Annotated in this window: 21 protein-coding genes; 8 read left to right on the forward strand and 13 right to left on the reverse strand. The window is 56.9% G+C overall.

Going from position 1 to position 25,909, the window contains the following annotated elements; genetic code table 11:
- Positions 1-33: 33 nt before the first annotated feature.
- Complete coding sequence (gene lsrR, locus ACMYSP_RS15680; RefSeq protein WP_434582986.1) at positions 34-1,005, reverse strand: transcriptional regulator LsrR; 972 nt, start codon at positions 1,003-1,005, stop codon at positions 34-36.
- A 217-nt stretch (positions 1,006-1,222) separates the two neighbouring features.
- Here lsrR and lsrA point away from each other — a divergent pair, with 217 nt between their 5' ends.
- Genes lsrA through lsrG form a run of 6 tightly spaced genes read left to right on the forward strand, consistent with a single transcriptional unit; the run spans position 1,223 to position 6,948 of the window.
- Complete coding sequence (gene lsrA, locus ACMYSP_RS15685) at positions 1,223-2,710, forward strand: autoinducer 2 ABC transporter ATP-binding protein LsrA (protein WP_434582987.1); 1,488 nt, start codon at positions 1,223-1,225, stop codon at positions 2,708-2,710.
- A complete protein-coding gene (gene lsrC, locus ACMYSP_RS15690) occupies positions 2,707-3,741 on the forward strand; it encodes an autoinducer 2 ABC transporter permease LsrC (RefSeq protein WP_434582988.1) in 1,035 nt (344 codons plus the stop codon). Before lsrA ends, lsrC begins: the two co-directional genes overlap by 4 nt.
- Positions 3,742-4,746, forward strand: a complete 1,005-nt coding sequence (gene lsrD / locus ACMYSP_RS15695) for an autoinducer 2 ABC transporter permease LsrD (protein ID WP_434582989.1) — start codon at positions 3,742-3,744, stop codon at positions 4,744-4,746.
- Positions 4,743-5,756 carry an autoinducer 2 ABC transporter substrate-binding protein LsrB gene (gene lsrB, locus ACMYSP_RS15700; RefSeq protein WP_434582990.1) on the forward strand — a complete coding sequence of 338 codons (1,014 nt, stop codon included), beginning with the start codon at positions 4,743-4,745 and terminating at the stop codon, positions 5,754-5,756. The genes lsrD and lsrB overlap by 4 nt, the downstream gene beginning before the upstream one ends.
- 11 nt (positions 5,757-5,767) lie before the next feature.
- The gene (gene lsrF / locus ACMYSP_RS15705) at positions 5,768-6,655 is read left to right on the forward strand and encodes a 3-hydroxy-5-phosphonooxypentane-2,4-dione thiolase (protein ID WP_434582991.1); all 888 of its coding nucleotides are present in this window, start codon (positions 5,768-5,770) and stop codon (positions 6,653-6,655) included.
- Positions 6,652-6,948 carry a (4S)-4-hydroxy-5-phosphonooxypentane-2,3-dione isomerase gene (gene lsrG, locus ACMYSP_RS15710; RefSeq protein WP_434582992.1) on the forward strand — a complete coding sequence of 99 codons (297 nt, stop codon included), beginning with the start codon at positions 6,652-6,654 and terminating at the stop codon, positions 6,946-6,948. Before lsrF ends, lsrG begins: the two co-directional genes overlap by 4 nt.
- A gap of 67 nt (positions 6,949-7,015) precedes the next feature.
- Here lsrG and ygjK read toward each other — a convergent pair whose 3' ends face one another.
- The 7 genes from ygjK to ebgR form a co-directional block, all read right to left on the reverse strand.
- Positions 7,016-9,367 carry an alpha-glucosidase gene (gene ygjK / locus ACMYSP_RS15715; protein ID WP_434582994.1) on the reverse strand — a complete coding sequence of 784 codons (2,352 nt, stop codon included), beginning with the start codon at positions 9,365-9,367 and terminating at the stop codon, positions 7,016-7,018.
- Positions 9,368-9,384: 17 nt separating this feature from the next.
- A complete protein-coding gene (ygjJ, locus tag ACMYSP_RS15720; RefSeq protein ID WP_434582995.1) occupies positions 9,385-10,443 on the reverse strand; it encodes a protein YgjJ in 1,059 nt (352 codons plus the stop codon).
- 51 nt (positions 10,444-10,494) lie between these two features.
- Entirely contained in the window at positions 10,495-11,928 is a 1,434-nt protein-coding gene (locus tag ACMYSP_RS15725; RefSeq protein ID WP_434582996.1) for an amino acid permease, read from the reverse strand.
- Between the two features lie 224 nt (positions 11,929-12,152).
- Positions 12,153-13,586, reverse strand: coding sequence for an amino acid permease (locus ACMYSP_RS15730; RefSeq protein WP_434582997.1), 1,434 nt, complete (start codon positions 13,584-13,586; stop codon positions 12,153-12,155).
- A 94-nt stretch (positions 13,587-13,680) separates the two neighbouring features.
- A complete protein-coding gene (locus tag ACMYSP_RS15735; RefSeq protein WP_434582999.1) occupies positions 13,681-14,130 on the reverse strand; it encodes a beta-galactosidase subunit beta in 450 nt (149 codons plus the stop codon).
- Positions 14,127-17,219 carry a beta-galactosidase subunit alpha gene (ebgA, locus tag ACMYSP_RS15740; RefSeq protein WP_434583000.1) on the reverse strand — a complete coding sequence of 1,031 codons (3,093 nt, stop codon included), beginning with the start codon at positions 17,217-17,219 and terminating at the stop codon, positions 14,127-14,129. The genes ACMYSP_RS15735 and ebgA overlap by 4 nt, the downstream gene beginning before the upstream one ends.
- 238 nt (positions 17,220-17,457) lie before the next feature.
- Positions 17,458-18,441 (reverse strand): transcriptional regulator EbgR, encoded by a 984-nt coding sequence (gene ebgR, locus ACMYSP_RS15745; RefSeq protein ID WP_434583002.1) that lies wholly within the window; start codon positions 18,439-18,441, stop codon positions 17,458-17,460.
- 218 nt (positions 18,442-18,659) lie between these two features.
- On the opposite strand from ebgR, the gene ACMYSP_RS15750 reads away from it, so the two are divergent.
- Positions 18,660-18,992 carry a tRNA-binding protein gene (locus tag ACMYSP_RS15750; RefSeq protein WP_174509524.1) on the forward strand — a complete coding sequence of 111 codons (333 nt, stop codon included), beginning with the start codon at positions 18,660-18,662 and terminating at the stop codon, positions 18,990-18,992.
- Between the two features lie 82 nt (positions 18,993-19,074).
- Here the strand turns inward: ACMYSP_RS15750 and ygjG are convergent, their stop codons facing one another.
- Both ygjG and ACMYSP_RS15760 read right to left on the reverse strand, forming a co-directional pair.
- Complete coding sequence (ygjG, locus tag ACMYSP_RS15755; protein ID WP_434583004.1) at positions 19,075-20,454, reverse strand: putrescine aminotransferase; 1,380 nt, start codon at positions 20,452-20,454, stop codon at positions 19,075-19,077.
- A gap of 246 nt (positions 20,455-20,700) precedes the next feature.
- Complete coding sequence (locus ACMYSP_RS15760; RefSeq protein ID WP_434583005.1) at positions 20,701-21,279, reverse strand: PadR family transcriptional regulator; 579 nt, start codon at positions 21,277-21,279, stop codon at positions 20,701-20,703.
- A 232-nt stretch (positions 21,280-21,511) separates the two neighbouring features.
- On the opposite strand from ACMYSP_RS15760, the gene ACMYSP_RS15765 reads away from it, so the two are divergent.
- Positions 21,512-22,288, forward strand: coding sequence for a siderophore-interacting protein (locus ACMYSP_RS15765; protein ID WP_434583007.1), 777 nt, complete (start codon positions 21,512-21,514; stop codon positions 22,286-22,288).
- A 70-nt stretch (positions 22,289-22,358) separates the two neighbouring features.
- On the opposite strand, the gene dhaM is transcribed toward ACMYSP_RS15765, so the two are convergent.
- From dhaM to dhaK, 3 genes are read right to left on the reverse strand one after another with little or no spacing between them, the layout of a single operon-like run.
- Positions 22,359-23,780 (reverse strand): dihydroxyacetone kinase phosphoryl donor subunit DhaM, encoded by a 1,422-nt coding sequence (gene dhaM / locus ACMYSP_RS15770; protein ID WP_434583009.1) that lies wholly within the window; start codon positions 23,778-23,780, stop codon positions 22,359-22,361.
- A gap of 10 nt (positions 23,781-23,790) precedes the next feature.
- Positions 23,791-24,423: a dihydroxyacetone kinase subunit DhaL gene (gene dhaL, locus ACMYSP_RS15775; protein WP_434583010.1), complete on the reverse strand. Its 633-nt coding sequence runs from the start codon at positions 24,421-24,423 to the stop codon at positions 23,791-23,793.
- 10 nt (positions 24,424-24,433) lie between these two features.
- Positions 24,434-25,504, reverse strand: coding sequence for a dihydroxyacetone kinase subunit DhaK (dhaK, locus tag ACMYSP_RS15780; protein WP_434583012.1), 1,071 nt, complete (start codon positions 25,502-25,504; stop codon positions 24,434-24,436).
- Positions 25,505-25,909: the final 405 nt, after the last annotated feature.

The following is a 25,909-nucleotide window of genomic DNA, read 5'->3' on the forward strand; positions in this document are numbered from 1 at the left end:
TGCGCCTCGCGATTGTTGCGCGGCGCAAGGCCGTCAGGAGGCCAGCATGAGCACCGCGCGTGCTGTTGTCTCTTCCGTTACCAGGCCATTGATGCGTTTGCCCACCAGGGCGGCATAAATCGCCTGCGCTTTTTCCGTCCCACCGGCAACGCCGACAATGGTCGGCAGCTGCGCCAGCTCGTCGAGGGTTACCCCGAGTAATTCCCGGTGAATTTCCAGTCCCTCAACCCGCTGACCGTCGGCCTGCAGGAAATACCCCAAAATGTCGCCCACTGCGCCTTTGCGGGCATACATCAGCTGCTCGCCTTCGCTGATATAGCCAGAGCGCAGGATCGTGGCATCACGATGCTGGTCGATGGCGCCAATGCCGACGACCGCCGCATCTGCTGCCGTCGCCGCGAGGATCACGTCCCGGACGCTCGACTCCCGGCGTAAAATTTCTGCTACATCGGCCGAAGAGACCCGCAGCGGCGCCGGAATAATGCTGACGCGACAGGCGGCGTCCAGCTGGCCGATGCCGGTCATATACGGGCCGACACCGCCGGAGAGCGTGACCAGGCGTACTTGCTGTGAGCTGATAAACCCGCTGAGGTGCTGCAGGCAGCTCATGGTCGCCTCACCAAAACCCACCGCCAGCAGCTGCCCCGGTTCGAGGACACCCATCAGCGATTGCGCCGCGCCAATCCCCAGACGGGTATTCATCGGTGGGGTGTTGAGCGCCGGCAGCACCCGGGCGATCTTCAGGCCAAAACGCTGTTGCAGTTCGGTTTCCAGCGCCAGGCACCCCTCGTAGCGGGAGTTGATCTGCACGCGGATCACCCCGGACTGGCGGCCTTTCTCCAGCAGGCGGGAGATCTTTAAGCGCGGCAGCCCCAGGCGCTCGCCAATATCGTTCTGCGTCAATCCATCGTGGTAGTAACACCAGGCCACGCGCGCCACCAGCTCCTCTTCGGCTAACGCCAGGCCAGCGTAGCGGCTCTCTTCCGTAATGCGTTTTTCGCTCATAAAGTGAACTCTTATAAAAATTTAGATCATATGTTCGCTCTTGCGCAGCCGGAAAGTGTGAGCCGACTGGCAAAACCGATCTTTCATGGTTCGGCGATTTTTTCCAAGGATCTAAAGCACCAAACTGTGATCTTTGCACGGTTGTAAATATAGTTCACCGTCTACGCTTTTGAACATTATTAAATTAAAAAATCATTTGTTCATATGAGGCGTGACAATGAAGCCATTGCTTGAAGCCCGCCAGATCCGCAAACAGTTCTCCGGCATCGCCGTGCTGAAGGGCATTGATTTCACGCTCTTTTCCGGCCAGGTGCATGCGCTGATGGGCGGCAATGGCGCGGGAAAATCAACGCTAATGAAGATTATCGCCGGCGTCGAAACGCCTGATGACGGTGAACTGACGCTCGGCGGACGCACATTTTCGCGTCTCAATCCGGCGCTGGCTCATCAACTGGGGATTTACCTGGTACCTCAGGAGCCGATGCTGTTTCCCAACCTGACGGTGCGCGAGAACATTCTTTTCCGTCTGCCCAGGCGACCCGAAAACGGCGGGCGTTTGCAGGAGAAGCTGCAGCAGCTGAACTGCCAGATCAATCTGGAAGCGGCGGCCGGCACGCTGGAGGTGGCGGATCAACAAATGGTGGAGATCCTGCGCGGCCTGATGCGCGACGCGCAGATCCTGATCCTCGATGAACCGACGGCATCACTGACCCCGGGCGAGACGGATCGTCTGTTTCGTCAGATCCGCGCGCTACAGGATCTCGGCGTCGGTATCGTCTTTATCTCGCATAAGTTGCCGGAGATCCGCCAGATTGCCAGCCATATCTCGGTCATGCGGGATGGCGCGGTGGTGCTGAGCGGCGAAACGGCGGCACACAGCGACGCCCAGTTGATTAGCGCGATGACGCCGGCCGACCGGCAGCACGATCTGAGCGATTCGCAGAAGCTGTGGCTGGCGCTGCCGGGCAACCGCCGTACCCAGGCGCAGGATTTTCCGGTGCTGCGGGTGGAGGATCTGACCGGCGAAGGGTTTATCGATCTCAGCCTGGAGATCCACGCCGGCGAGATCGTCGGCCTGGCCGGGCTGGTCGGATCCGGGCGCACCGAATTTGCCGAAACGCTGTACGGCCTGCGCGCGCCGCGGGCCGGGCGCGTGTGGCTGGAGAACCGCGATATCAGCCGCGACAGCACGCGCCAGCGTCTGGCCAGCGGACTGGTCTATTTACCCGAGGACCGCCAGGTGTCCGGGCTGTTTCTCGATGCGCCGGTGCGCTGGAATACGGTGATGTTCAACCAGCCATCGTGGTGGCAGCAGCGCCAGCGCGAAGCAGCGGTGGTGGAGCGCTACCACCGGGCGCTGGGCATCAAACTGAATCATAGCGAGCAGACCGTGCGGACGCTCTCCGGCGGCAATCAGCAAAAGGTGCTGCTGGCCCGCTGTCTGGAGGCCAACCCGCTGCTGCTGATCGTCGATGAACCCACGCGTGGCGTTGACGTTTCCGCCAGGGCCGACATTTACCAACTGTTGAAGAGCGTCGCCGCGCAAAACGTGGCGGTGCTGATGATATCGAGCGACCTCGATGAGTTTGTCGGGCTGGCCGACCGGGTACTGGTGATGCACCAGGGCCGGCAAAGCGGGGAACTGCTCAGGCCGGCGGTGACCGTCGATCGCATGATGACCCTGGCCTTTGGAGGAGAGTCATGAAAACGTTACTCAGGAACCGCGAGCTCAGCGCATTGCTGGCGATCCTGGCGCTGTTTGCGCTGCTGATTGCCCTCAACCCGGCCTGGTTCAGCCTGCAAATTCTGGCGATGATCTTTGCCAGTTCGCAAATCCTGTGCCTGCTGGCGCTGGGGGCTACGCTGGTGATGCTGACCCGCAATATTGATGTTTCTGTCGGTTCGACCGTCGGCCTGAGCGCGATTGCGGTCGGCGCCGCGCTCAATGCCGGCTATGACCTGATGCTGGCCATCGGTTTTGCGCTGGCGGTTGGCGCCCTGGCCGGGGCATTTAACGGCCTGCTGGTGGTGGGGCTGCGTATTCCGGCGATTGTCGCCACGCTGGGGACTCTGGGATTGTATCGCGGGGTGATGCTGTTGTGGACCGGTGGCAAGTGGATCGAGGGTCTGCCCGATAGCCTGAAGTCGCTGTCAGAGCCGCTGTTTATCGGCGTATCGCCACTGGGCTGGCTGGTGCTGGGGCTCCTGCTGGTGGGGGCGTGGCTGCTGGCGCGCACCGCCTTTGGCCGCGATTTCTACGCAGTGGGCGACAACCTGGCCGCCGCGCGTCAGCTCGGCGTAGCGGTGAATCGCACACGCATGCTGGCGTTCACCCTGAACGGCATGCTGGCGGCCTGCGCCGGGATCGTTTTTGCGGCGCAGATCGGTTTTGTCCCTAACCAGACCGGCAGCGGGCTGGAGATGAAAGCCATCGCCGCCTGCGTCCTCGGCGGGATCTCGCTGCTGGGCGGAACCGGCACGCTGGTGGGTGCTTTTCTCGGCGCCTTTTTCCTCACTCAAATCGATACCGTGCTGGTGCTGCTTCGGCTGCCGGCGTGGTGGAACGATTTTATCGCCGGCCTGGTGCTGCTGGGCGTACTGGTGCTCGACGGGCGGTTGCGTCAGGCGCTGGCGCGTCATCAGCGGGCGCTGAAGTACAGCCGCTTTCAGCCCGGTAACAAAGGGGGAAAGCACGTCACCCCGTTCACCAACCGTAAAAACAAAGAGGTGGCGTAGATGAAGCTCAACTGGGAGTGGGCGTTGCTGCTGTTACTGGTGCTGGAGATCCTGCTGTTTGGCGCGATCAACCCGCGGATGCTGGACATCAACATGCTGCTGTTCAGCACCAGCGATTTTATCTGTATCGGTATCGTCGCGCTGCCGTTGACTCTGGTGATCATCAGCGGCGGGATCGATATTTCACTGGGTTCCACCATTGGCCTGTGTGCGATTGCGCTCGGGGTGATGATGCAGGCGGGCTGGCCGATGGCACTGGCGATCCCGCTGACCCTCGTGGTGGGTCTGCTGTGCGGCTTGCTGAATGCGGCACTGATCCACTACACCGGCATCAGCCCGCTGGTTATCACCCTCGGCACGCTGTACCTCTACGGCGGTGCAGCGTTGCTGCTTTCGGGGATGGCGGGGGCGACCGGTTATGAAGGGATTGGCGGTTTCCCGGACAGCTTTACCGCCTTTGCCAACCTGACGCTGCCCGGGCTTCCGCTGCCGTTACCGCTGGTGCTGTTTGCGGTGCTGAGCTTTTTCTTCTGGCTGCTGGCCCACCGCGGGCGCTTTGGCCGCCATCTCTTTTTGCTGGGACAAAACCCCCGGGCCGCGCGCTACGCCGCGTTGTCGGTGAACGGCATGCCGTATGTGCTGTATGGCCTGGTGGGAGTCGCGTCGGCGATAGCGGCGCTGATTCTGGTCTCCTACTTCGGCTCGGCGCGCTCGGACCTCGGCCGCGACCTGCTGATGCCGGCCCTCACCGCCGCCGTACTCGGCGGGGCAAATATCTACGGTGGGTCCGGTTCGGTCCTGGGTACGGCACTGGCAGCACTGCTGGTGGGGTATCTGCAACAGGGTTTACAGATGGTCGGCATCCCCAACCAGGTGTCGAGCGCGCTGTCAGGGGCGCTGTTGGTTGTGGTGGTGATGGGGCGTTCGCTGAGCCTGCACCGTGAATGGGTGCGAATGGCCTGGCGGCGTCTTTTCTCGCGAAGAACAATCGGAGCACAACAATGAAAGCAAAACGTATCCTGCAGGCCAGTGCGCTGGCGCTGGCGATGAGCGTTATCACCGCTCAGGCGGCAGACCGCATCGCCTTTATTCCTAAGCTGGTCGGCGTCGGCTTCTTTACCAGCGGCGGCAACGGCGCGAAAGAGGCGGGCAAAGCGCTCGGCGTGGATGTCACCTACGACGGCCCCACTGAGCCCAGCGTCTCGGGCCAGGTGCAGCTTATCAATAACTTCGTCAACCAGGGCTACAACGCGATTATCGTCTCTGCGGTATCGCCGGATGGCCTGTGCCCGGCGCTGAAGCGGGCGATGCAGCGCGGCGTGAAGGTGCTGACCTGGGATTCCGACACCAAACCAGAGTGCCGCAGTATTTATATCAACCAGGGTACACCGCAGCAGCTCGGTGGCCTGCTGGTGGAGATGGCCGGGAAGCAGGTGAGTAAACCGGCCGCTAAAGTGGCGTTTTTCTATTCCAGCCCCACGGTCACCGACCAGAACCAGTGGGTGAAAGAGGCCAAAGCCAAAATCGAAAAAGAGCACCCGGAGTGGCAAATCGTCACCACCCAGTTTGGCTATAACGATGCCACCCGTTCCCTGCAAACCGCTGAGGGGATCTTAAAAGCCTACCCGGATCTTGACGCCATTATTGCCCCGGACGCCAACGCGCTGCCGGCCGCCGCGCAGGCGGCAGAAAACCTCAAACGTCAGGGGGTTGCGATCGTTGGCTTCAGTACGCCGAACGTGATGCGCCCGTACGTTGAGCGCGGCACGGTGAAAGCCTTCGGCCTGTGGGACGTGGTGCAGCAGGGAAAAATTGCGGTGAACGTCGCCGATCGCTTACTTAAAAAAGGCGATCTTAACGTTGGTGACAGCGTGGAAGTGAAAGATCTCGGGGCGCTGAAGGTCGAGCCAAACAGCGTGCAGGGCTATCAGTATGAAGCGAAAGGCAACGGGATCGTGCTGCTGCCGGAGCGCGTGGTGTTCACCAAAGAGAACATCAATAACTACGACTTCTGAGGGAGGATGAGATGGCAGATTTAGACGATATCAAAGAGGGAAAAGACTTCGGTTTTGACCGGCCGCAGAAGAACACGCTTTATACGTTGAAAGGCTGTGGCTCGCTGGAGTGGGGGATGCAGTCCCGACTGGCGCGTATCTTTAATCCGCACAGCAACCGGACGGTGATGCTGGCTTTCGATCACGGCTACTTCCAGGGACCGACCACCGGGCTGGAGCGGATCGACATCTCTATTGCCCCGTTGTTTGATGAAACCGATGTGCTGATGTGTACCCGGGGCGTGCTGCGCAGCCAGGTCCCGGCGGCGACCAACAAGCCGGTGGTGCTGCGGGCATCCGGCGGCAACTCTATCCTTAGCGAACTCTCCAATGAGTGCGTCGCCGTGGCGATGGAGGACGCTCTACGCTTAAACGTCTGCGCGGTGGCGGCTCAGGTTTATATCGGCAGCCCGTACGAGCATCAGTCGATCAACAACATCATTAAGCTGGTGGACGCCGGGAACCGCTACGGCATGCCGGTGCTGGCAGTCACCGGCGTGGGCAAAGAGATGACCCGTGACGCCCGCTACTTCTCGTTAGCCAGCAGGATTGCCGCCGAGATGGGGGCGCAGTTCGTGAAAACCTATTTCGTCGAGGAGGGGTTTGAAAAAGTCACCGCCAGCTGTCCGGTGCCGATCGTGATCGCCGGCGGGAAAAAGCTGCCGGAGCTGGAAGCCCTTGAGATGTGCTGGCGCGCGATTGACCAGGGGGCATCCGGCGTGGATATGGGACGCAATATCTTCCAGTCCAGCGCGCCGCGCGCCATGCTGCAAGCGGTGAAAAAAGTGGTCCATGAGAATATGAGCGCTCGTGAGGCGTATCAGTTCTGGCAGGAAGAGAAACAGGGAGAGCGAAAATGAACGTGACGCTGGTGGAGATTAATATCAAGCCGGAGCGGGTCGATGAGTTTCTCGATGTCTTTCGCGCCAACCACGAAGGGGCGCTGCTGGAGCCGGGCAACTTGCGCTTCGACGTGTTGCAGGACCCTGAGGTGAAGACCCGCTTTTTTATCTATGAAGCCTATAAAGACGACGCGGCGGTGCTGGCGCATAAGCAAACCCCGCACTATCTGGCCTGCGTGGAAAAACTGGAAGAGATGATGTCGCAGCCGCGGCAGAAGCGCAGTTTTGTGGGTTTATTGCCGGAGGTATGAGCATTGCCGGGCCTACGAGTCCAACCCCGTAGGCCCGGCAAGGGTAGCGCCACCGGGCATTAATGGACTACGGCTTCCTGAAAAAATCGTTATATAACATATATAAATGTGCGGCGCTCCAGGAGAAGTTGGGCGCGCCTTGCTGGGCACCGGTCAACGGATTGTAGTTCTCCTGAATCGGGCCGTCGGAGGTGAGTCCTTTGGCGTGCTTGAAGAAGGTATCCGCCAGCTTCAGCGCTTCTTCACGATGGCCGTAGCGTGCCATTCCTTTGAGGCCGAACCAGAACTGATCCACCCACACCCGGCCGCGCCAGTAAATATCCGGGCCGAATGCCGGGTTGGTTAATGCCGCGGTCCCCAGCGGCACGAAGGTATTGAACTCTTTGGCATCGAGCATCACGCTAATCACCCCATCGGCGTGCTGCTGGGTTGCCGCGCCGTTAAACAGCGGCGACCAGCCTTCCGGGCCTTTGCCACGTTCAACAATTGGCTTTCCGGCGCAGCCGTTGGCCAGCGGCTTTTCTTCGATCCGAATGTCGTAATAGAACGAGGTCTGTGGGTCGAACATGCAGGTGTTGATATAGTCCGCCAGCTTCTGAGCCAGCACCTGATAGCGTTTCGCCTCATCGGGTTTACCGAGAAGGATCGCCATCTCCGCCAGATAGTGGTTGTCGCTGTACATATAGCTGGCCTGATCAACCGACTCCTGTAACAGCGAATAGCCCAGCAGATGTCCTTGTTTATCGCGGTTTTCGGCAAAGTTCACCGTCCAGTCACTGCGCTTGCCGCCGTTGGCCACATACTTATCCAGCTGATCTTTATCGATAAAGCCGAACACCGCCGCATCATCGCGCCCTGACTCCCAGGACGCGGCGACCTGCGCCGGGATCTCCAGGCTGTCATAGTCCCCCTTGCGGGTGACGGCTTCATAGGTTTTCAGGCCAGAAAGCGTCTCTTCGCTGTCGCCTTTTTTGCGCATAAACAGCATCGCGCCGTCGGCGGTATTATGGGCTTTATCGCGAGTGGCGCCGTACTCTGGCACGCCATTGCCGTTATGATCGCGATTGCGTAGCCACCAGTCGTGATAGGCCACCAGCTTCGGATACATCTCCTGTAGCCACGCTTTATCTTTGGTGACGCGATAGACCTCCATCACCGACCAGGCGGCCAGGCTTGGCTTGGTGTTGCGCTCATTCCAGTTAGTGCCATCGCCGCCACGCTCCGGGCTCAGGTTCCAGGCGATGAGATCCGGGACGAAGCCGACGTCCTGCGGGCGTACCTTGTCGTTGGCCTGAATCTGCCAGGAGAAGACCGCGCGAATATTCTCTTTGGCGATCTCGGGGTTAAAGTGCGCCATGGCATAGGCCTGTTTCCAGGTATCCCACGGCCAGGTCTGATTGCCGGAAAACCAGCGGCCGGTAACCGACGGGGTGACGGTATTGTGCTGCACTGCGCCGCCTGGCGCGCGCCAGTTACCGTTAAGCGTTTCGATAGCTTTAACCGCCACCCGGGTCTGTTCGGCGGTGGCATCCGGGTTAGTCAGCCCTTTTTGCAGATAGCCGTCCCAGCGCTGCTGCGACGCGTTCAGGTAGAACGCCGGGCGCGCGAGGATATCGCGGATCTGTGCTTTCTCCGTTCGCACCTGCTCCGCCGTCAGCAGATGTGAATAGGTCGTGTAAATCGTCGTGGATCCGCTGATTTTGGCCGTGCTGGTAAAGCGGTGACCGTCGATCCTGGTTTCGGCCGGCAGGGACTTATGGATCTGATACTGCGACTCACCGGAGGTCATCAGGTCAGAAGCGGCGCGTACCTTGCCGAAGCTCACCGTCAGCCCGTCGTGGGTTGCCGTCAGGCGGCGCTGATAATCCGGGAATGCGCCGTCGATGGTCTTATCCGAGAGTGGTTTTCCCTCTTTGGCTTCCAGTTTTTCCAGCAGCGCGCCGTCCCACACCAGGGTGAGCGGCGTATTGCTGGTGATTTTGGTCTCCAGCAGCGAGGTGTGCGGGCTGGCAAAGCGCAGGGTCATGACTACGCGTACGCCGGGTGCGGTTAGCGTCTGTACCAGCGCACCGGGCAGACTCCAGGCCTGGAGGGTGAAGGCCACTTTTTGACCGTTCTGATAGACCGTCAGGCGATCGAAGCTGGTGGCCATAAAGTTAATGTACTCTTCGGTCAGCAGCGCCGGGCCTGGGAAGCCGCCCATGGTTGCCGGGCCGTCCGGTAGCAGATGCCCGTGCCACGCACCGAGATCGAAAAACGGGTTAAAACGCTGGTGGTCATCGTGGTCAAAATCATGCATGTACTGTGGCGAACCGGTCCGGTTGATGACGTTTTTAAACGCATCGGCGGTGACCGCGTGGGCGGAAAAACTCAGTAGCAGCGCACAGGCCAGCGGCGTGATTCGGGTGGTGATATTCATGGTATTTCTATCCCTTCTTACCAGTAAAAATATTGCATCAGGAAGACCTGATCGGCCGGATCGCCAGAAGCATTTTTCATATAAAAACGGCTGTCGGCGGCGGTAGCAAAACGGCCGCTGCCATATTCGTACCAGATACCGAATTGCATAAACGAAGTGGTCTCTTCGGCGGCACGATCCGGGCGATGTCTGGCGTAGCTGTATGCGGTTGAAAGGTAAAAGCCTTTTAATGCTTCATACATTGCGCTGGCCATAAACCCGGTTTCACTGCCGGGGACATTCAGGCCTTTAGCGCGTCCGGTATGGTGCCAGGCGCGGGCGGCGAGGTTGGGCGAGAGAATACCGGTTAAAAACAGCTGTCCGGTACCGTCGGTCACTTCCAGGCCGTTCATCCAGGTGACCGCTTTAGCCAGGTCGTACTGGATATAGCCGTTGACCATTGCCGGATAGGTATATTTATCGTCGTAGCGGTCATATTTGCCAAAGTGCAGCCAGGCTTTGCTCTCGTCATGATGTCCGGCCGGCGTAGCGGTGATGCTGTAGCGCAATTCTCCAGTCAGGTTTTGCACCTTGAGGGCGTACATGATGTCGCGGGTATTGGGGATAACGTACCCCAGGTCCGGCGTAAAATCGGCCCACCACTGCAGGTCATCCAGCGAAGAGTCCTGGCGCAGGCTGAGCATGATTTCGGTGCTGTCATCGGTTTTATAGCCACCATAAAACCGGTTTACCCCGCCTTCAAACCCGCCCCAGCTGTGGCCGGGCTCCCAGGCATTGCCCTGGCTGTCCGCCTGTACCGTCCAGCCTTCGCCGTAAATTAAGCCAAACCAGTGTCCGTACTTTATTTCCAGACCACCTTCAATATAGGTCCCGTCGCTATACTTATGTTTATTTTCACCTTCTAAATCTATATATCCGCCGAGGCCCATCTCGCCATAAAAACGGAATGACGGAGAGGTGATTTCTGGCGTTTTTGTATCATCATGTTCCGCCGGATGAGCTATTTCAGCGGCAATAACCGGGCAGCAAAAAACGAGGGCAGCGAGTGCCCCGTACAGCGAATTATTATTTTTCATAACGTTTTGAGAGGTATTGTTGTTTATATTTTTAGAATGATTTTAGGTGTATTAAGAAATATTTGAGGCTGGCGCAGCTTCCGTTTCCCGCTCTTTCTGGGTTAATTCTTTGACGTATTTGCTGTATTTCCACCATGCAAATCCAAGGAAAATGACGATTCCGCCGACGTTATAGAAAATAATCGTCATGATATTTCCGCCGGTCGGGAAGGTAGAGGCGATAAAGCCGATAGTGAAAATAACAATCAGCATTGAGACGACCACGATACCGGTCGTTCGTGAACCCATTTTGAAATCACGCGGCAGGTGATCCAGTTTACGACGCAGGTTAAGGTACGCCAGCATAATAAACAGCGGTGGCAGCATGGAGGCGGCAGCGGTCATATTAATGATGGTATTCATTAATTCCTGAACGGTGTTGGAACCCAGCATCGGAATAATCATTAACGGAATGACGATCAGGAACTGAATCCATGCTGCGCGAGCGGGGACGCCATTTTTGTTCAGCTCAACGGTCTTCTTGCCGAAGATGCCTTCGGGAATTTCGGAGAAGAAGATTTTCACCGGCGTCGCGGTCCACATCAGCAGCGAGCCGAACATGGCGGTAAAGGAGACGAGGCCGACGAAGCGGTTCATCATGATTTCAGGCAGGCCAAAGTACGCTGCCAGCCCGTGGAATACCTGCACTGAACCGCCGGTAAATTTCAGCTCTTTGCTGCTTACAAAAACGTTAATCAATACTGAAGAGACAGAATACAGTACGCCAATCACAATCCCGGCAAGGATGATCACTTTGACAAAGGATTTCGAACCGCCTTTGACGTCATTGACGTAGACCGCAACGGACTCAGCCCCGCCGGCGGCCATAAAGATCCAGGTGGTTATCCCAAGGAATGCCCAGTTAAAGTTCGGGATCATCGCTTCGACGGTAATCGGGTCCGCCGGCTGTACGCCGCCGACCAGCGCGGTTCCCGCCAGCAAAATATAGGAGAGCGTCAGCAGCAGCATTAATGATGAGGTAACGGAAGTAATCGGCCCCAGCATTTTCGCGCCGTTGGTAGAAACCCAGGTGGAAAAGGCGAACAGCACCATGCTTAGCACCGTTGTGGCTACTGGAGTCAGGATGTACTCGTAGCCTAAAAAGGCGTACGAGGCGTAGGCGATAACGCGTGGCAGAAGAGAAGTAAAAAAGAACAGGTTAACGAACCAGTAGGTATAGGCGGTAATAAACGCCCAGCGGCCTCCCAGCGAGCTTTTGACCCAGGCATAGACCCCCGCTTCGGAGGTTTTATTCAGCGACACGAATTCCGCAATGATCAGGCAAAACGGGATGAAGTAGAACAAGGTGGCGAGGAAAAACATCGGTGCCGATGCCAGTCCTAATTCGATATTGTTATTGATAACGTTATTAAAACTGTAAACGGCGGCGAAGGTCAGCGACAGCAGGCCGAACTTACCGATGGTATTACGTTTGATATCAGACATAACACATCTCCACACATTGTCCTTCAGAGGAAGCCGAAGGGGGTTGTGTTGTTTGTAGGATAGAGGTAGTTAAGTAATTAATCTTATTTTAGTAAAAATTTTAGTAAATAAAAGAAGTAAAACCTGGTTGCTTTAACTCGATCACGAAAAAGCTGAGCGTTACGTAATGACAGGCAGAAAAAAGCCCGCCAGCAGGAAAAGTGCTGACGGGAGAGCGTGATACGTTATTTGGTGATACCCGGCGCCGGCGCAATCGACGCTTTCTGGCGCTGCTGCTGTTTTTTCTCAAAGCGGGTGATCCACCACCATGCAAGGCCTGAGAAGACGGCGGTCATAAAGACGTTGATAAAGAAGGCGTTAACCAGGTCGACGCCCGCCGGGAAGGCGGAAGCAGCCATGCTGACCACAAAGATCACAATCAGCATGGAGACGATGCTCATGCCGACCTTGCGCGAGCCCATGCGGAAGTCGCGCGGGGTATCATCGTGTTTCCAGCGCAGGACAAAGTAGGCCACCATAATAAACAGCGGCGGCAGCATGGCGGTGCCGGCGGTCAGGTTAATGGCCGTATTCATCATCTGCTGAACGCTGGCGGAGCCAAAGCCATTAACGATGAGCATCAGGAAGACGAACAGGAACTGCCACCATGCGGCGCGTACCGGTACGCCATGGGCGTTCAGTTCGGTGGTTTTCTCGCCGTAGATGCCGGCCGGAATTTCAGAGAAGTGGATTTTTACCGGTGCCGCGGTCCACATCATCATGCTGCCGAAGATGGCGATAAACAAAATAATCCCGACAAAGCGGCCCATCAGCAGCTCAGGAATATGGAAGTAAGCTCCCAGTCCGGTAAAGATTTCCACCATTCCACCGGCGTAGGTCAAATCTTCACGTGCGACGAACACGTTGACCAGCAGCGAGCCCAGCGCATACATGCCGCCAATCAATACGCCAGCGGAGATAATGACTTTGATAAAGGATTTCTGGCCGCCTTTGGTATCGTTCAGATAGGCTGCCACGGTTTCTGCGCCGCCTGCGGCCTGGAAAATCCAGCACATGATGCCCAGCGTGGCCCAGTTGATGGTCGGCTCCATGGCGGAGAGCGTAATTGGCTGTGCCGGGACGTGGCCAGAGCCCAATGCAGTAAAGGCGCCGACGACGTAGATAGCAAATAGCGCGAAGACACCGTAGGCCACGCACTCGGAAATTTTCCCCAGCCACGTTGCCCCTTTAGTTGAGATGTGAGTCGCCATGGCGAACAGTACGATGGAGATCATTGAGGTAACCATCGGGGAGAAGGGAATGGCGTACCCCATCAGGGCATATGAGGCATAGGCCACGACGTTTGGCAGTAGCGAGATGAAAAAGAACAGGTTCACGAACCAGTACAGGAACGAGCCGAGATAGGCCGCCCGTGAGCCTAACGGCTGTTTCAGCCAGGCATACATGCCGGATTCGGAATGCTTATTGGCCGAGACAAATTCGGCAATAATAAAGACAAAAGGAATGAAATAGACCACCGTGGCAAACAGGAATATCGGGGCGGAACTTAACCCTAGCTCGATGTTGTTATTAACGATGTTCCGCACGTTAAACACGGCGGTGAAGGCCATCGACAGCAGGGCGAATTTGCCTATTTTGGCGCGAACTGATTCGGACATACGTCCTCCGGGAAATCATTTAGCCCGCATTCTGGGCTGGAAACGGTCAGGTCAGCGGGTGTCCCGCTGACCTTGGGGATTGCTGAAGGCGGTACTATTTATTCAGGAAATACCCGTCTTCAATCGTCACTTTGAGCACCACTTTTTTGACCGGTGTTTCGCTGATAAAACGGTAGGCCTCATCGTTATCACAAATCACCATCTGTCCTTCATGCACCTGGACGGTCTTACCGAGGCCTTTCAGGTATTCGCGATCCGTCTCATCCCGGTAGCAGGCTACGGTTTGCAGCTGTGCTTTCGCGGCAAACTCGATCTTTTGCTGTCCCTGCAGGTAGTAATGCACCTCGAAGTAGCGGCGGTGGCCGGCAAATAGGGCATCGGTAGTGCTGTCATTTTCCACGCGATAGGAGAGTGAGTCCCCGATCGAATGGGCCACGCCAGGGCGAATGTTTTCGATGTTATTGATGGCTTCCACGCAGCGCTGCCATTTACGTCCGCTGTGATAGATCTGCTTAAATTGTTCTAAATTCTCAAGAATTCTCATTTTTCAGCCTCGCTGTGTGAAACGGGGGAAAAGAAACCGGCGCCGAAGTCATGGTTCGCCAGCACCTGCGAGGAGCTGCATCCGCCTTCCAGCGGCAGCAGCGTAAAGCCATAGTTGAAGGGGGTGAGCCAGACGCGCCAGCTATCCAGTACTTCGCTGCCCCAGGAGTTGGAGCCAAGGCCGAGCAACCGGGCGTCGATGTTCAGTGTAATGTCATCGCTGCGCTGGAGTTCGTTGCAGTGCTGGGCTGCGTGCAGGTTTTCTGCCGTGTAGTGCCAGGCGCTGACGTTCACCGGCGCACGTGGAACCACCAGCAGGCCGCTGCCGTGACGATTGGTAAATGATGCCCAACGTACGTGCTGACGGTTGCCGTTATTCTGTGGGAACGGGTAATTCTCAAACATGTCGTCAACATTGGTGCGCCAGACATCGATGATGTTGCTTTGCTGGCTGTCGGCGTAGTTCTCACCCGGCCCGCGGCCGTAATAATTGACCAGCTCAAACTGACCGTTAATCCCCATCATAAAGCCGATGCACGGAACGATATGCGGGTAGTCACCGTAGCGCTCGCCCTGCAACTCAACGTTGATATGGCCCTGTGGTGTGATCTGCCAGCGATAGGTACAGCGCATCCCGAAATCAAAAACCGGCGGCGCGATAATCGTCCGCGTGGTGACGATAACGGTCTCACCCTGTTGTTCAACGCTGAACTCCCGCAGATGCTCCTGCATGATGGGCAGGTGGCTCGGCTGCCACAGCCCTTCATATTCCTGTTTATGGTTATCAATCATCGGCTTGAAGAAGTTAATCTTCGGCTCGCGGGTCACCTGCTCGCAGCCATTAACCAGCCAACGGGTTAGCTTGCCGCTGAGTTTAGAGAATTCGACGCGGAAATTATGCCCAATGAGGGTGTAACTCAGGCGTTCGTCAGCCATCTGCAGCGGCGTTGCACTGGTATTGGCGAGTATCGTTTTTACCGCTGTCTGAGCCTTTAGCGGGAACTGATACACGGCAATATCGTGGTTGGCTTCGCTATACAAGGTCCGGGAGTCTTTGGTGACGATGACGTTGACGAATGTTTCACGCGCGTCCAGTTCGGGCAGCGCGATCGTGATATCACGACCGCTGTTCGGCGGTAGATCGCGAACTTTTATCGTCTGGGTCGACAGCGTTTCCCCTTCGGCGCGCACTTCAATGCGCAGGGTGTAATCGTCGAGGGTGGAGAACCACAGCTTGTTCTCAATGCGCAGTTCGCCGCGATGGATATCCGTCGCCTGCACCTTGACCGGCGCAATGACCTGCTTGTACTCCCTTAAACCCGGCCCTGGGGTCTGGTCGGAGAAGATCAGGCCGTCAAGGCAGAAGTTGTAGTTGTTCGGGTAGTCGCCATAGTCGCCGCCGAATTTGTACCATACTGCACCGTTCTCATCGGTGGCCTGAATGCCGTGATCGCACCACTCCCACACGTAGTGACCCTGAATGCTGTCGTACTGGTAAAAAACGTTCTGGTACTCGGTCAGGCCGCCCGGGCCATTGCCCATGGCGTGAGCATATTCGCAGATAATGCGCGGCTTCTCGTGAGGGTGCTCGCCGAACTCATTCATCAGCGGCACGCGGGTATACATGGTCGAGATGATATCGACGACTTCGGCGTCGCGGTCTTCTTCGTAGTGCACCAGGCGGGTATCATCCAGCGCTTTGGTGGCGTGATACATCGCGCGAATATTACAGCCGTAGCCGGATTCATTCCCCAGAGACCAGATGATGATTGATGGATGGTTTTTCTGCGCGTGTACGTGTCGCACGATGCGCTCGACGTACACGTGCTCCCAGCTCGGGTCATCGGTAATGCGGCTCAGGTTGCCGACGTTCGCGAAACCATGGGACTCCACGTCGGTTTCTGCCATCACAAACAGACCGTAAATGTCGCACAGCTCATAAAAGCGCGGATCGTTTGGATAGTGGGCGGTGCGCACCGAGTTGATATTGTGCTGCTTCATCAGCAGCAGATCTTTTTCGACGCGATCCATCCCGACGGCGCGGCCTTTCAGATGGTCGTTGTCGTGACGGTTGACGCCGTGGAGCATCACGTAATGGTTGTTAATATAGAACAGGCCATTGCGTACCTTGATGTCACGAAAGCCGACGCGCTGCGGGATGATTTCAAGCACTTCACCGGCGGCGTTTTTCACCGTCATCACCAGATGATAGAGCCAGGGATTCTCCGCCGACCACTGCTGCGGGGCAGCCACATCAATGGCGAAACCGCTCTCCAGTGATTGCCCGACCGTCAGACGCCCGGTGGTACCCTGATACAGTGCATTGTCGCCATCGAACAGGGTATATTCCACGCTGACATCGGCAGGCTGGTCGCTCAGGTTTTCCAGTACCAGCTGGCAGGAGAGAGTGGCGTCGCGATAATCGTCATTAAAATCAGTGCGTACGGTAAAGTCCTGTACGTGAAGCGGATTTTTACCCACCAGGTAGACGTCGCGGAAGATCCCCGCCATCCACCACATATCCTGGTCTTCAATATAGGTGGAGTCTGCCCACTGCATCACCCGCACGCACAGCAGGTTGTCGCCGGTTTTCACTGCCGCGCTGATGTCAAACTCGGCGGTCAGACGGCTGCCTTTACTGAAGCCAATATACTGGCCGTTGACGTAGACTTCGAAGTAGGTTTCGACACCGTCGAACTTAATCAGGGTCTGCTTACCCTGCCAGCCGTCACCGAGGGTGAAGATGCGCTGATAGGCGCCGGTCGGGTTGTCGGTTGGTACGTACGGCACGTCGATCGGGAAGGGAAAACCTTCATCGGTATACTGAAGCTGCCCGTGGCCTTCCATCTGCCACATTCCCGGTACGGTGATCGGGCCCCAGCCCTCGATATATTCGCGGGTGAAAGCCTCCGGTACCAGCAGAGGGTGCGTGAAGAAGCGGAAGTTCCATTGCCCGCTAAGCGATAAAAAGCGGCTACTGGTTTCGCGGACAAAAGTGCGCGCCTGAGCCAGCGTATCGTAAGAGAAGAAATACGCTCGCGGCGGCAGCCTGTTTTCATGAGTCAGTTGAAGATTTTCCCAGCGATTCATATCGCCTCCCTGTACGGATCTGATGTAATACGGCTATTTTAGTAAAACTTTTACTAAATAAAATGAGCAGGGATGATTTACTTTAACTCGATCACAAAATGAGCGCTGGCAGAGGGTAAGTGTGCAAACCAGAAAATACCGGGAGCGGCATGTTACCGTATTGATACAAGGATGGACGTAGAGAAGGTCGTCCCGGCAAGCCTGGTGCCGCCGGGAAAGTGTATCGTGCGCAGAGGGGTTATCGGGTGGTGCCGCGCAGCTTAAGGACGCTGGGGACAAAGACGTTCAGCGGCAACGCCCGCCCGTCGCGGGCTTTTTCGTACAGCAGGTTCACCCCCTGGCTTCCCATCATTTCAGAATGGATGCGCACGGTAGAGAGCGGTGGGAAGGTGAAGCGTGCGGTTGGAATATCATTCACGCTGATTAAAGAGATATCTTCAGGTATCGACAGGCCGCGTTCGTGAATAGCTCTCAGGACGCCGATGGCGATAGAGTCCGAGGCGACAAACAGCGCCGTCGGGTAGTCTTCCTGAGCCAGCATCGTTTTCGCCAGCTCATAGCCCGACGAGCTGGAGAAACCACCGCGCCAGATATCACCCTGTGAGACCACACCTTTTAGCTGCCCGTACTCAACGAATGCCATTTCGCGGATATCGGCTTTGCCGGGTTCATCCTGGCCTCCGATAAAGCCAATGCGTGAGGCCCCCTGGGCGATAAAGAAGTTGATCACCTCTTTGGCGATGCGCACAAGATCGATATCCACCGCATCGTAGCTGCTGTCTGGCTCATGAAAATCGATAAAGCAGATATTGTCGGTCAGCGCGGTGGCGGCTTCGCGAATGGCGCGAGAAGGTTTGCCGACAATCAGTACGCCGGTGGCTTTTTTCAGTTCGGGCAGTGCGTTGTTGAGGTAGCAGTTGGTCAGCTCGATCCCCAGCTTTTCGCACTGGGTTTCAATCCCGTGGCGGATTGCCAGATAGTAAGGATCGTTAATCTCCAGATCCTGCTGGTAGCTGTAGAGCGCCAGAATATGGTGATGGCCTACGGCGTGAACCTGTGCCTTACGAGAGCTGCTGCTTTTATATTCCAGCTTCTCTGCAATTTCCAGGATACGGTGCTTGGTCTCTTCTTTCACATTCAGGGTTGGATCGTCGTTTAATACCCGTGAAACCGTCGCCAGTGAGACACCCGCTTCGGTTGCGATATCTTTGAGTGTTGCCATCTTATTCCTTATCTGACGTTGCCCCATCTGCGCCCGCCCATTGTAAAGCAAGCTTGGGTTCCTGCATCTGTTTTCAGTAAATATTGCGGGTTTTATTCGCAGCGAACGGGGACTTTTTTCCGCCATAAAGAGTGACGAAAGTAACATTCCTGTCAGCAGGATGCTGAACAAATAATAAAACTTGCTATATTTTACTAAAATTTTACTGGAGGTAAATGATGGATACTGTTGCTTACGATGATTTTGCCAGACTGGAAATGCGTACCGGAAAGATTGTCGAGGTTAAGCGGCATGACAATGCCGATAAACTGTATATCGCGAAGATTGATATTGGTGAGCGGATCTTGCAAACGGTAACGAGCCTGGTGCCTTACTACAGCGAGCAGGAGTTGTTGGGAAAAACGGTGGTGGTGCTGTGCAATCTGGCGAAGGCCAAAATGCGGGGTGAGACATCGGAATGCATGCTGCTGTGCGCAGAGACAGAAGATGGCAGCGAAAGCGTACTGCTGACGCCGGAACGTCTGATGCCGCCTGGCGTACGAGTAGTTTAAGCTCCGTTCTCTTCGTGAGGTGATCGGCGCAACCGCAGAAAAAGCGCCTCTCCCCGATGGGGAGAGGACAGCGCAGAGAGCATCAGGCCTCTTCCACTGAAACCCGCAGCGCAGCCAATGCGGTACGTGCTGCTTTAAGCACCTGCTCGCACTGCTCAATCGTCAGCGTCAGCGGTGGTTCAATGCGGATGGTTTTGGCATTGTTGAGCGTCCCCGCCACCAGAATGCGCTGGCGGAACATCTCACTGGAAAAACTGTAGCCGATTTCGTTATCCACGAACTCAATCGCCATCAGCATCCCTTTACCACGCACTTCATTCACCAGATCCGGATACTCGCGGGATAGCTGACGGAAGCCATCCAGCAGCAGTTCGCCTTTCTGTTCCGCCTGTGCCGGGAGATTTTGCGTCAACAGAACGTTGATCGTCGCCAGCGCCGCAGCACAGGCCAGCGGATTTCCACCGAAGGTGGTGGTATGCAGGAACGGATTGTCGAACAGTACCGAGAATACCTCTTCGGTGGCGACCGTCGCGCCGATTGGCATTACGCCGCCGCCGAGGGCTTTGGCAAGGCACAGAATGTCCGGCTGAACGTTCTCGTGCTCACAGGCAAACATTTTGCCGGTGCGCCCCATGCCGGTCTGTACCTCGTCGAGGATCAGCAGTGCGCCAAACTCATCACACAGCTTACGTACCGCAGGCAGATAGCCCTGAGGTGGCAGGATCACGCCCCCTTCGCCCTGGATCGGCTCAAGGATCACCGCCGCGACGTCATCACCGGTTTTCTTGCACTCGCTGAGCAGCGTGCGCATGGCGTTGATATCGCCAAACGGCACGTGACGGAAGCCCGGCAGCAGCGGCATAAAAGGCTTACGGAAGGTTGATTTGGCGGTAGCCGACAGTGCACCCAGCGATTTTCCATGGAACGCGCCGCTGGTGGCCACGAAGGTAAATTTACCGCGTGGCGATTGGTAGGCTTTAGCGAGCTTGAGTGCCGCTTCGACCGATTCCGTACCGCTGTTACTGAAGAAGCTGTATTTCAGTTTGCCGGGCGTTAATGCCGCCAGCGTTTTGGCCAGCATGGCCCGTAGCGGGTCCAGCAGTTCCTGACTATGAAGAGGTTGTTTAGCGAGCTGATGCTCGACGGCGGAAATCACAACTGGATTACGGTGCCCTACATTAAAAATCCCAAAACCACCCAGACAATCGACAAACTCTTGTCCTTGAGTGTCGACAAGCGTATTTAACCCTCCCGCCTGCCACTCTACGGCTCCGTAATCCCCGCCAGCGGTGACCGATTTTCGGTACTCTAAAAACCCTGGATTCACATGCTCTTTAAAGTATTCCCTGACCTCCTGGTTAAGTGCTTTCATCTCCTCATGATCAAGCGTTCGCTTCTCGATGAGATTCAGTGCGTGTGCGCTGCAGGCCAGAGCCGATGCGCTGGAAGGTAACCTGTTCAAAGTGAGCTCCTGGGGCGGGCGTATCACATGATACTGAATTAAGTATTGCAGGGATTACGCCACTTCGGTGGGGGCGCTGAAAATCGGGATAAACGCAGCGTGAAAGCGCATATGTGCGGAATTTAATCTCACGGCGATATTTTTGGCATGTTTTACTCCTGAACGGAGCTAATAACCTGCTGGCTGCTATACCGCCGCGTGCTTCGCGGCGGTGCAGGTTGCCCAATTTGAGGGCAGAAGAGGGACTTAATCGAGCTGAGAAATTTCCATGGCCGCGCGGTCGATGACGGCAACGATCTGTTTGAGCTGCGCGTCGCTGGTGGCTTGCTGATTCACTTTCAGATCCAGTACGGCTTTAAAGTTCTCCAGCGCCCGTTTCATCTGCGGGTTTTTGCGCAGTTCACAGCCGACCATCCGCGCCTGTAAACGCTCCTGAATTTGAGCCAGTTGCTCGAGATTTTCGGCGTGCAGCTGGCTGCCTTCTGCGGTAATGGCGATTTTCTTGCGGCCATTTTCCTCTTCAACGCTGATCAGACCCTGATCCTGCAGGAGATCGAGGGTGGGGTAGATCACGCCTGGGCTAGGGCTATAGTTACCCTGAGTCAGGGTCTCTATCTCTTTAATCAGCTCGTAGCCGTGGCTGGCGTTGCGAGTCAGGATATCGAGGATAACCAGTCGCAGTTCGCCGTGACCAAAGAAACGCTGACGGCGTCCGCCGCCGCCTCTGCGCTCGTGTTCGCCATGGTCACCGCCTCTGTGGCCGTGTTCCCCACGTTCGCCGCGGTGCCCACGTGGCCCGCGTCCTTCTTCATGATGATGTCGCATCGTTTATTCCTCAGTAGTTTTGATATATCTAATGTATATCTAAAAAATAACGATTAGCAAGAATGAGATCTGATAATTTTTTAATTATATGATTTAAAATGAGTTTTAAGGTGTTTTTGGATTATTTTGCTTTTTATTACGACTATATCAAAAATAACTTGCATTATTTTTTAATGGCAATCATTATCATTTAGGTCATGTTTAGATATATCTATTTTCACGAAGGCGATCGATGATGATAAAAACGAAAAACACTCAGTACCCGCAACGCGTTCGTAATGAGCTGCGTTTCCGTCAGTTAACCGTCCTGCGCGTAGAGCGTATCGGCGCGGCTTTTCAGCGCATTGTGCTGGGCGGAGACGCACTGGATGGCTTTGTTTCCCAGGGGTTTGACGACCATACCAAACTGTTTTTCCCCGAAGCCGGCGCCGCGTTTACGCCGCCGCAGGTCACTGATGAAGGCATTAACTGGGGTGAGGGCGTGCGTCCGGCAACCCGCGACTATACGCCGCTGTACGATGCCGAGCGCCATGAGCTGGCATACGACTTCTTTATCCACGACGGCGGGATTGCCAGCAGCTGGGCGCTGGCGGCCAAACCGGGCGATACCCTGGTGATTGGCGGGCCGCGCGGTTCACTGGTGGTGCCGGAAGATTATGCCTGGCAGCTGTATGTCTGTGATGAGTCCGGGATGCCGGCATTGCGTCGCCGTCTGCTGGGCCTCAGCCGTCTGCCCGTGCGCCCGCAGGTGACGGCGCTGGTCACGATCGGCGATGTCTCCTACCAGGATTATCTGGCGGACCTGCAGGGCTTTAATATTGAGTGGGTGGTGGGTCATCAGCCCTCCGTCGTGGAGGAGCGTCTGGCACAGGTGAACGTGCCGCCAGAGGATTACTTTATCTGGGTCACCGGCGAGGGCGCGGTCGTCAAATCATTGCTTGGCCGTTTCGAAAACGATGAGATCGATCCTCAGCTGGTGCGCTCCCAGGCCTATTGGCACAGCAAGTAATCGCTGCTCCTGCGAGCGCTCCCCGGGTAACGACATAGATGCGTAGCCCGGGGCCTCTTCTACCTTATCTTTAGCTGCGCATCACGCGCTGCCCGGCGACATCCAGTGTCAGCGCGTCACCGTCATGAAAACGGGTCAGTACCTCACTTTGCTGGCACAGAAAGGCGATACCGGCCTGGCGGGCGATAATTGCCCCATGCGAAACCTCGCTGCCTTCCTGCAGGCAGATACCTTTTACCTGTCGGGGATCTATCTGTACGACTGTGGAGGGAAAGATATCGTCGGCGATGAGGAGCGTCGGTCCCTGAAGCCGCAGCGGCTCTTCGTTGCGACCCGCGAGATGGCGCAGTGTACGCTGCAGCAGATCGTCGATATCGATATAGCGTGCCTGCAGATAGGCATCGTCCAGATCGCGGTATTGCTGGCTAAGATCGACCAGCACCTGATACCACGCCCAGGCCGCGCCGCAGTGCTCATTTCGCATGATTTCACAGGCGGTATCGTATAAATCAGGATCGTCGAGCAGCGTATGATGGCCGGAAAAAATCGCCGCAATATCCGCGGAATAACGATCTTCCGCCAGGGTAGTCAGCGCGGTGAGATCCGCCAGGGTCTGGTCGATCGCCTGTTTCAGGCGCTGCATCTCATCGGCAATATCTGCGCCGTTTTGCCGCTCAGGCCGGGCGTGAGGCCGCAGGTAGCGCATCGCGCTCCCCTGAACGCGGACGACAGTCGGCGCAGAAGGGGCGGGCGTGGCGTCCGGCTGCTCGCCGAAGTTATCTGCCGCCAGCGCCTGAAATGCCGCCAGCGCCGCTTCGGCGTCCGGCCCGCGGGCCAGCAGCCGCAAGGTATCGTTGCAACGAACCTGGAGCAGGGCAATCTGGTTGATGCTGTCCGGCGACACGCATTTACCGCCTTTCTCCAGCACCAGATCCGCCTGGAACCCGGCTAAGGCTGCCACCAGACGCGATGCCGGGCGAACGTGCAGCCCGTTGTGATTTTTGATCACCACCGAAACGGACTGTCCACTCAGATCGTCAACATTGGGCGCTGCCTCAATGACCTCTGGTGCTGACGATGGTAATCCCAGCTGCACGCGCTTGGCTTCCAGGGCGTGCATGGCGTCGGCGATCACTTTATCGATATCCGATCCGGTGGCGGCGCTAACCGTGGCCGCCAGCGTGCCTTCGACCAGCGGGGCCGCGCACAGACGGACCTTGGCCGCGATGGCCGGATCGAGGAGATCCAGCGCGGTTTCGGCGCTAAGCAGGGCGCTGCCGATATCCATCATCACCAGCACGTGGTCGGTATCGGCCACGGACTCGATCGCTTCCATCACCTTCAGCGGATCGGTGCCGATCGGGTTCTGCGGATCGTCAATCCCGGCGGCGATCGCCAGCTTGCAGCCATCGCCAATCAACATCTGCCGGGCCAGTTCCCCGACGCCTTCGCCCAGCCGGGCGCTATGAGAAACAATCACCAGGTTTACCATCGCCTTATCCTTACGCTTTGGCGGCTGCCGCCAGTTCCTGAATCATCAACATCACCGAGGTTGCCCCCGGATCCTGATGCCCGATGCTGCGCTCACCGAGATAGCTGGCGCGGCCTTTGCGGGCCTGCATGGTGATGGTGGAGCGAACGGCCTCCTCTGCCTGCTGTGCCGCGACGTCCAGCGCCTGTTGCACCGTCAGGTGCTGTTCGCCGGACTGGCGCAGCGATTCGACCACCGGCAGCCAGACATCGCACATGGTTTTGTCGCCGGGCTCTGCTTTGCCACGGTTGACCACGCCCTCGGCTCCTTCGCGCATCATCTGATACAGCTCATCGAGGGTCAGGCTCTGGTGAGCCTGAGTCACCTGGGCTGCGCGAATAAAGAAGGTGCCGAACAGCGGACCGCTGGCGCCGCCGACGTTGGAGAGCAGCGTCATCCCGGTATTCTTGAGAATAAAACCGATGTCTTTATCGGCGATGGACGGCAGCTTCTCCACGACTTTGCTGAAGCCACGATGCATGTTCAGACCATGGTCGGCATCGCCAATCTCTTTATCGAGGCCGGTCAAAAAATCTTTCTCACGGGTGAAGGTATCGCCGCAGCGATAGAGCCAGTTAACGATTTGCGTTCTGTTCAGTGACATGTCGTGCTCCTTAGTGGCCCCAGTTCAGTGCGGGGGTGTGTACGGGGGCGTCCCATAACGCCAGCGTCGCGTCATCGACTTTCAGCAGCGTGATGGAAAAGCCCACCATATCCAGCGATGTGCAGTAGCTGCCGATGAGGCTGCGGGCGATCGTGATACCGTGCTCCTCGCAGCGCGTTGTCAGGCGGTTGAATACGCCATATAGCTCTGACAGCGGGGTCGCGCCGAGGTTATTGACCAGGGCGATGACGCGGTCGCCTTTCTGCAACGCCTGTTTGCTTTGCTGAACGTCCTGCCAGCTGCCTTTAACGTGGTCCCATTGACGCAGGGTGCGGCTGTAGGTCCCGTTTTCCAGCAGGGTGTCGAACATCTCATCCACGGTGCGATCGAGAGAGCTAAAGGCACGGCGGTCGATGCCCGGTTCGCCATGAATGCCGACCCCGAACTCCATCTCGTTATCCTGGAGCTCAAACGACGGCTGCCCGGCGGCCGGCACGGTACAGGCGCCCAGCGCAATGCCGATGGAGTGGCCGTGGTTGTTGAGGCGGCGGCCCAGTTCGGCGCAGGCTTCCAGCGAATCGCCGCGTTCGGCGGCGGCACCGACCAGCTTCTCGATCAGCACGGTGTTGGCGACGCCACGGCGCCCGGCGGTGTAGAGGCTGTCTTTGACCGCCACGTCATCATCTATCACCACGGTGGTGACCTTGACGCCGCTTTCATGCAGCAACTCGGTCGCGGTTTCGAAATTGAGGATATCCCCGGTGTAGTTTTTGATGATCAGCAGTACGCCTTCACCGCCGTCGATATTCATGGCGCACTCGAACATTTTGTCCGGCGTCGGTGAGGTGAAAATCTCGCCCGGACAGGCTCCGGACAGCATCCCTTTGCCGATATAGCCGCAGTGCATCGGCTCGTGTCCGCTCCCGCCGCCGGAGAGCAGCGCGACTTTTCCGGCCACCGGCGCATCGGCGCGGGTGACATAGACCGGGTCCTGATGCAGCGTTAATTCAGGATGGGCCTTGGCGAGGCCTTGTAATTGTTCACTCAGGACATCTTCGACACGGTTAATCAGTTTTTTCATTATTCATGCTCCGTCGACGTGATGCGATGCGGCCTCTCTGCGCACGGAGGCGGTCATCGTGTAGGGGTATCGCCTGGCGTGAAGAGCAACCGGCGATGTGATGATTCTGGCTGAGTTAACGGAAAAAAAAATGCCGCGAAAACGGGTTTCATTACGGAACATGATTATTAATTTTCGTTTCGTAATGGAACGTTTCTGCTAAGGAAATGCGAAAAATGCGAGCCAGGGCGACTTTTTAGCCTCGTGTTCAACGGCGGTGGATGGCGGCCTGGACGACTTTTTCGATGCTTTCTGGTCGGCTGAGGGGATCGCCATCCGCCGCTTGTCTTTGGTTTTATGGCGGTTGGTGGCTGAAGGGGCCGATCGGGATCGCAATCCCGGCGTTTCTTCGTGAGTCATGTTCCA

This window comes from Klebsiella sp. R390, assembly GCF_051131745.1.
Classification (GTDB): domain Bacteria; phylum Pseudomonadota; class Gammaproteobacteria; order Enterobacterales; family Enterobacteriaceae; genus Klebsiella.

Bases quoted from the DNA above. Each gene is read 5' to 3' on its own strand.
- ACMYSP_RS15750 (WP_174509524.1), top strand. From the start codon at position 18,660: ATGGATACTGTTGCTTACGATGATTTTGCCAGACTGGAAATGCGTACC.
- lsrG (WP_434582992.1), top strand. From the start codon at position 6,652: ATGAACGTGACGCTGGTGGAGATTAATATCAAGCCGGAGCGGGTCGAT.
- ygjK (WP_434582994.1), bottom strand. From the start codon at position 9,367: ATGAATATCACCACCCGAATCACGCCGCTGGCCTGTGCGCTGCTACTG.
- ACMYSP_RS15725 (WP_434582996.1), bottom strand. From the start codon at position 11,928: ATGTCTGATATCAAACGTAATACCATCGGTAAGTTCGGCCTGCTGTCG.
- ACMYSP_RS15765 (WP_434583007.1), top strand. From the start codon at position 21,512: ATGATGATAAAAACGAAAAACACTCAGTACCCGCAACGCGTTCGTAAT.
- lsrC (WP_434582988.1), top strand. From the start codon at position 2,707: ATGAAAACGTTACTCAGGAACCGCGAGCTCAGCGCATTGCTGGCGATC.
- lsrD (WP_434582989.1), top strand. From the start codon at position 3,742: ATGAAGCTCAACTGGGAGTGGGCGTTGCTGCTGTTACTGGTGCTGGAG.
- dhaM (WP_434583009.1), bottom strand. From the start codon at position 23,780: ATGGTAAACCTGGTGATTGTTTCTCATAGCGCCCGGCTGGGCGAAGGC.
- ACMYSP_RS15760 (WP_434583005.1), bottom strand. From the start codon at position 21,279: ATGCGACATCATCATGAAGAAGGACGCGGGCCACGTGGGCACCGCGGC.
- lsrA (WP_434582987.1), top strand. From the start codon at position 1,223: ATGAAGCCATTGCTTGAAGCCCGCCAGATCCGCAAACAGTTCTCCGGC.
- lsrF (WP_434582991.1), top strand. From the start codon at position 5,768: ATGGCAGATTTAGACGATATCAAAGAGGGAAAAGACTTCGGTTTTGAC.
- dhaL (WP_434583010.1), bottom strand. From the start codon at position 24,423: ATGTCACTGAACAGAACGCAAATCGTTAACTGGCTCTATCGCTGCGGC.
- ebgA (WP_434583000.1), bottom strand. From the start codon at position 17,219: ATGAATCGCTGGGAAAATCTTCAACTGACTCATGAAAACAGGCTGCCG.
- ACMYSP_RS15730 (WP_434582997.1), bottom strand. From the start codon at position 13,586: ATGTCCGAATCAGTTCGCGCCAAAATAGGCAAATTCGCCCTGCTGTCG.
- ebgR (WP_434583002.1), bottom strand. From the start codon at position 18,441: ATGGCAACACTCAAAGATATCGCAACCGAAGCGGGTGTCTCACTGGCG.
- dhaK (WP_434583012.1), bottom strand. From the start codon at position 25,504: ATGAAAAAACTGATTAACCGTGTCGAAGATGTCCTGAGTGAACAATTA.
- lsrB (WP_434582990.1), top strand. From the start codon at position 4,743: ATGAAAGCAAAACGTATCCTGCAGGCCAGTGCGCTGGCGCTGGCGATG.
- ygjJ (WP_434582995.1), bottom strand. From the start codon at position 10,443: ATGAAAAATAATAATTCGCTGTACGGGGCACTCGCTGCCCTCGTTTTT.
- lsrR (WP_434582986.1), bottom strand. From the start codon at position 1,005: ATGAGCGAAAAACGCATTACGGAAGAGAGCCGCTACGCTGGCCTGGCG.
- ACMYSP_RS15735 (WP_434582999.1), bottom strand. From the start codon at position 14,130: ATGAGAATTCTTGAGAATTTAGAACAATTTAAGCAGATCTATCACAGC.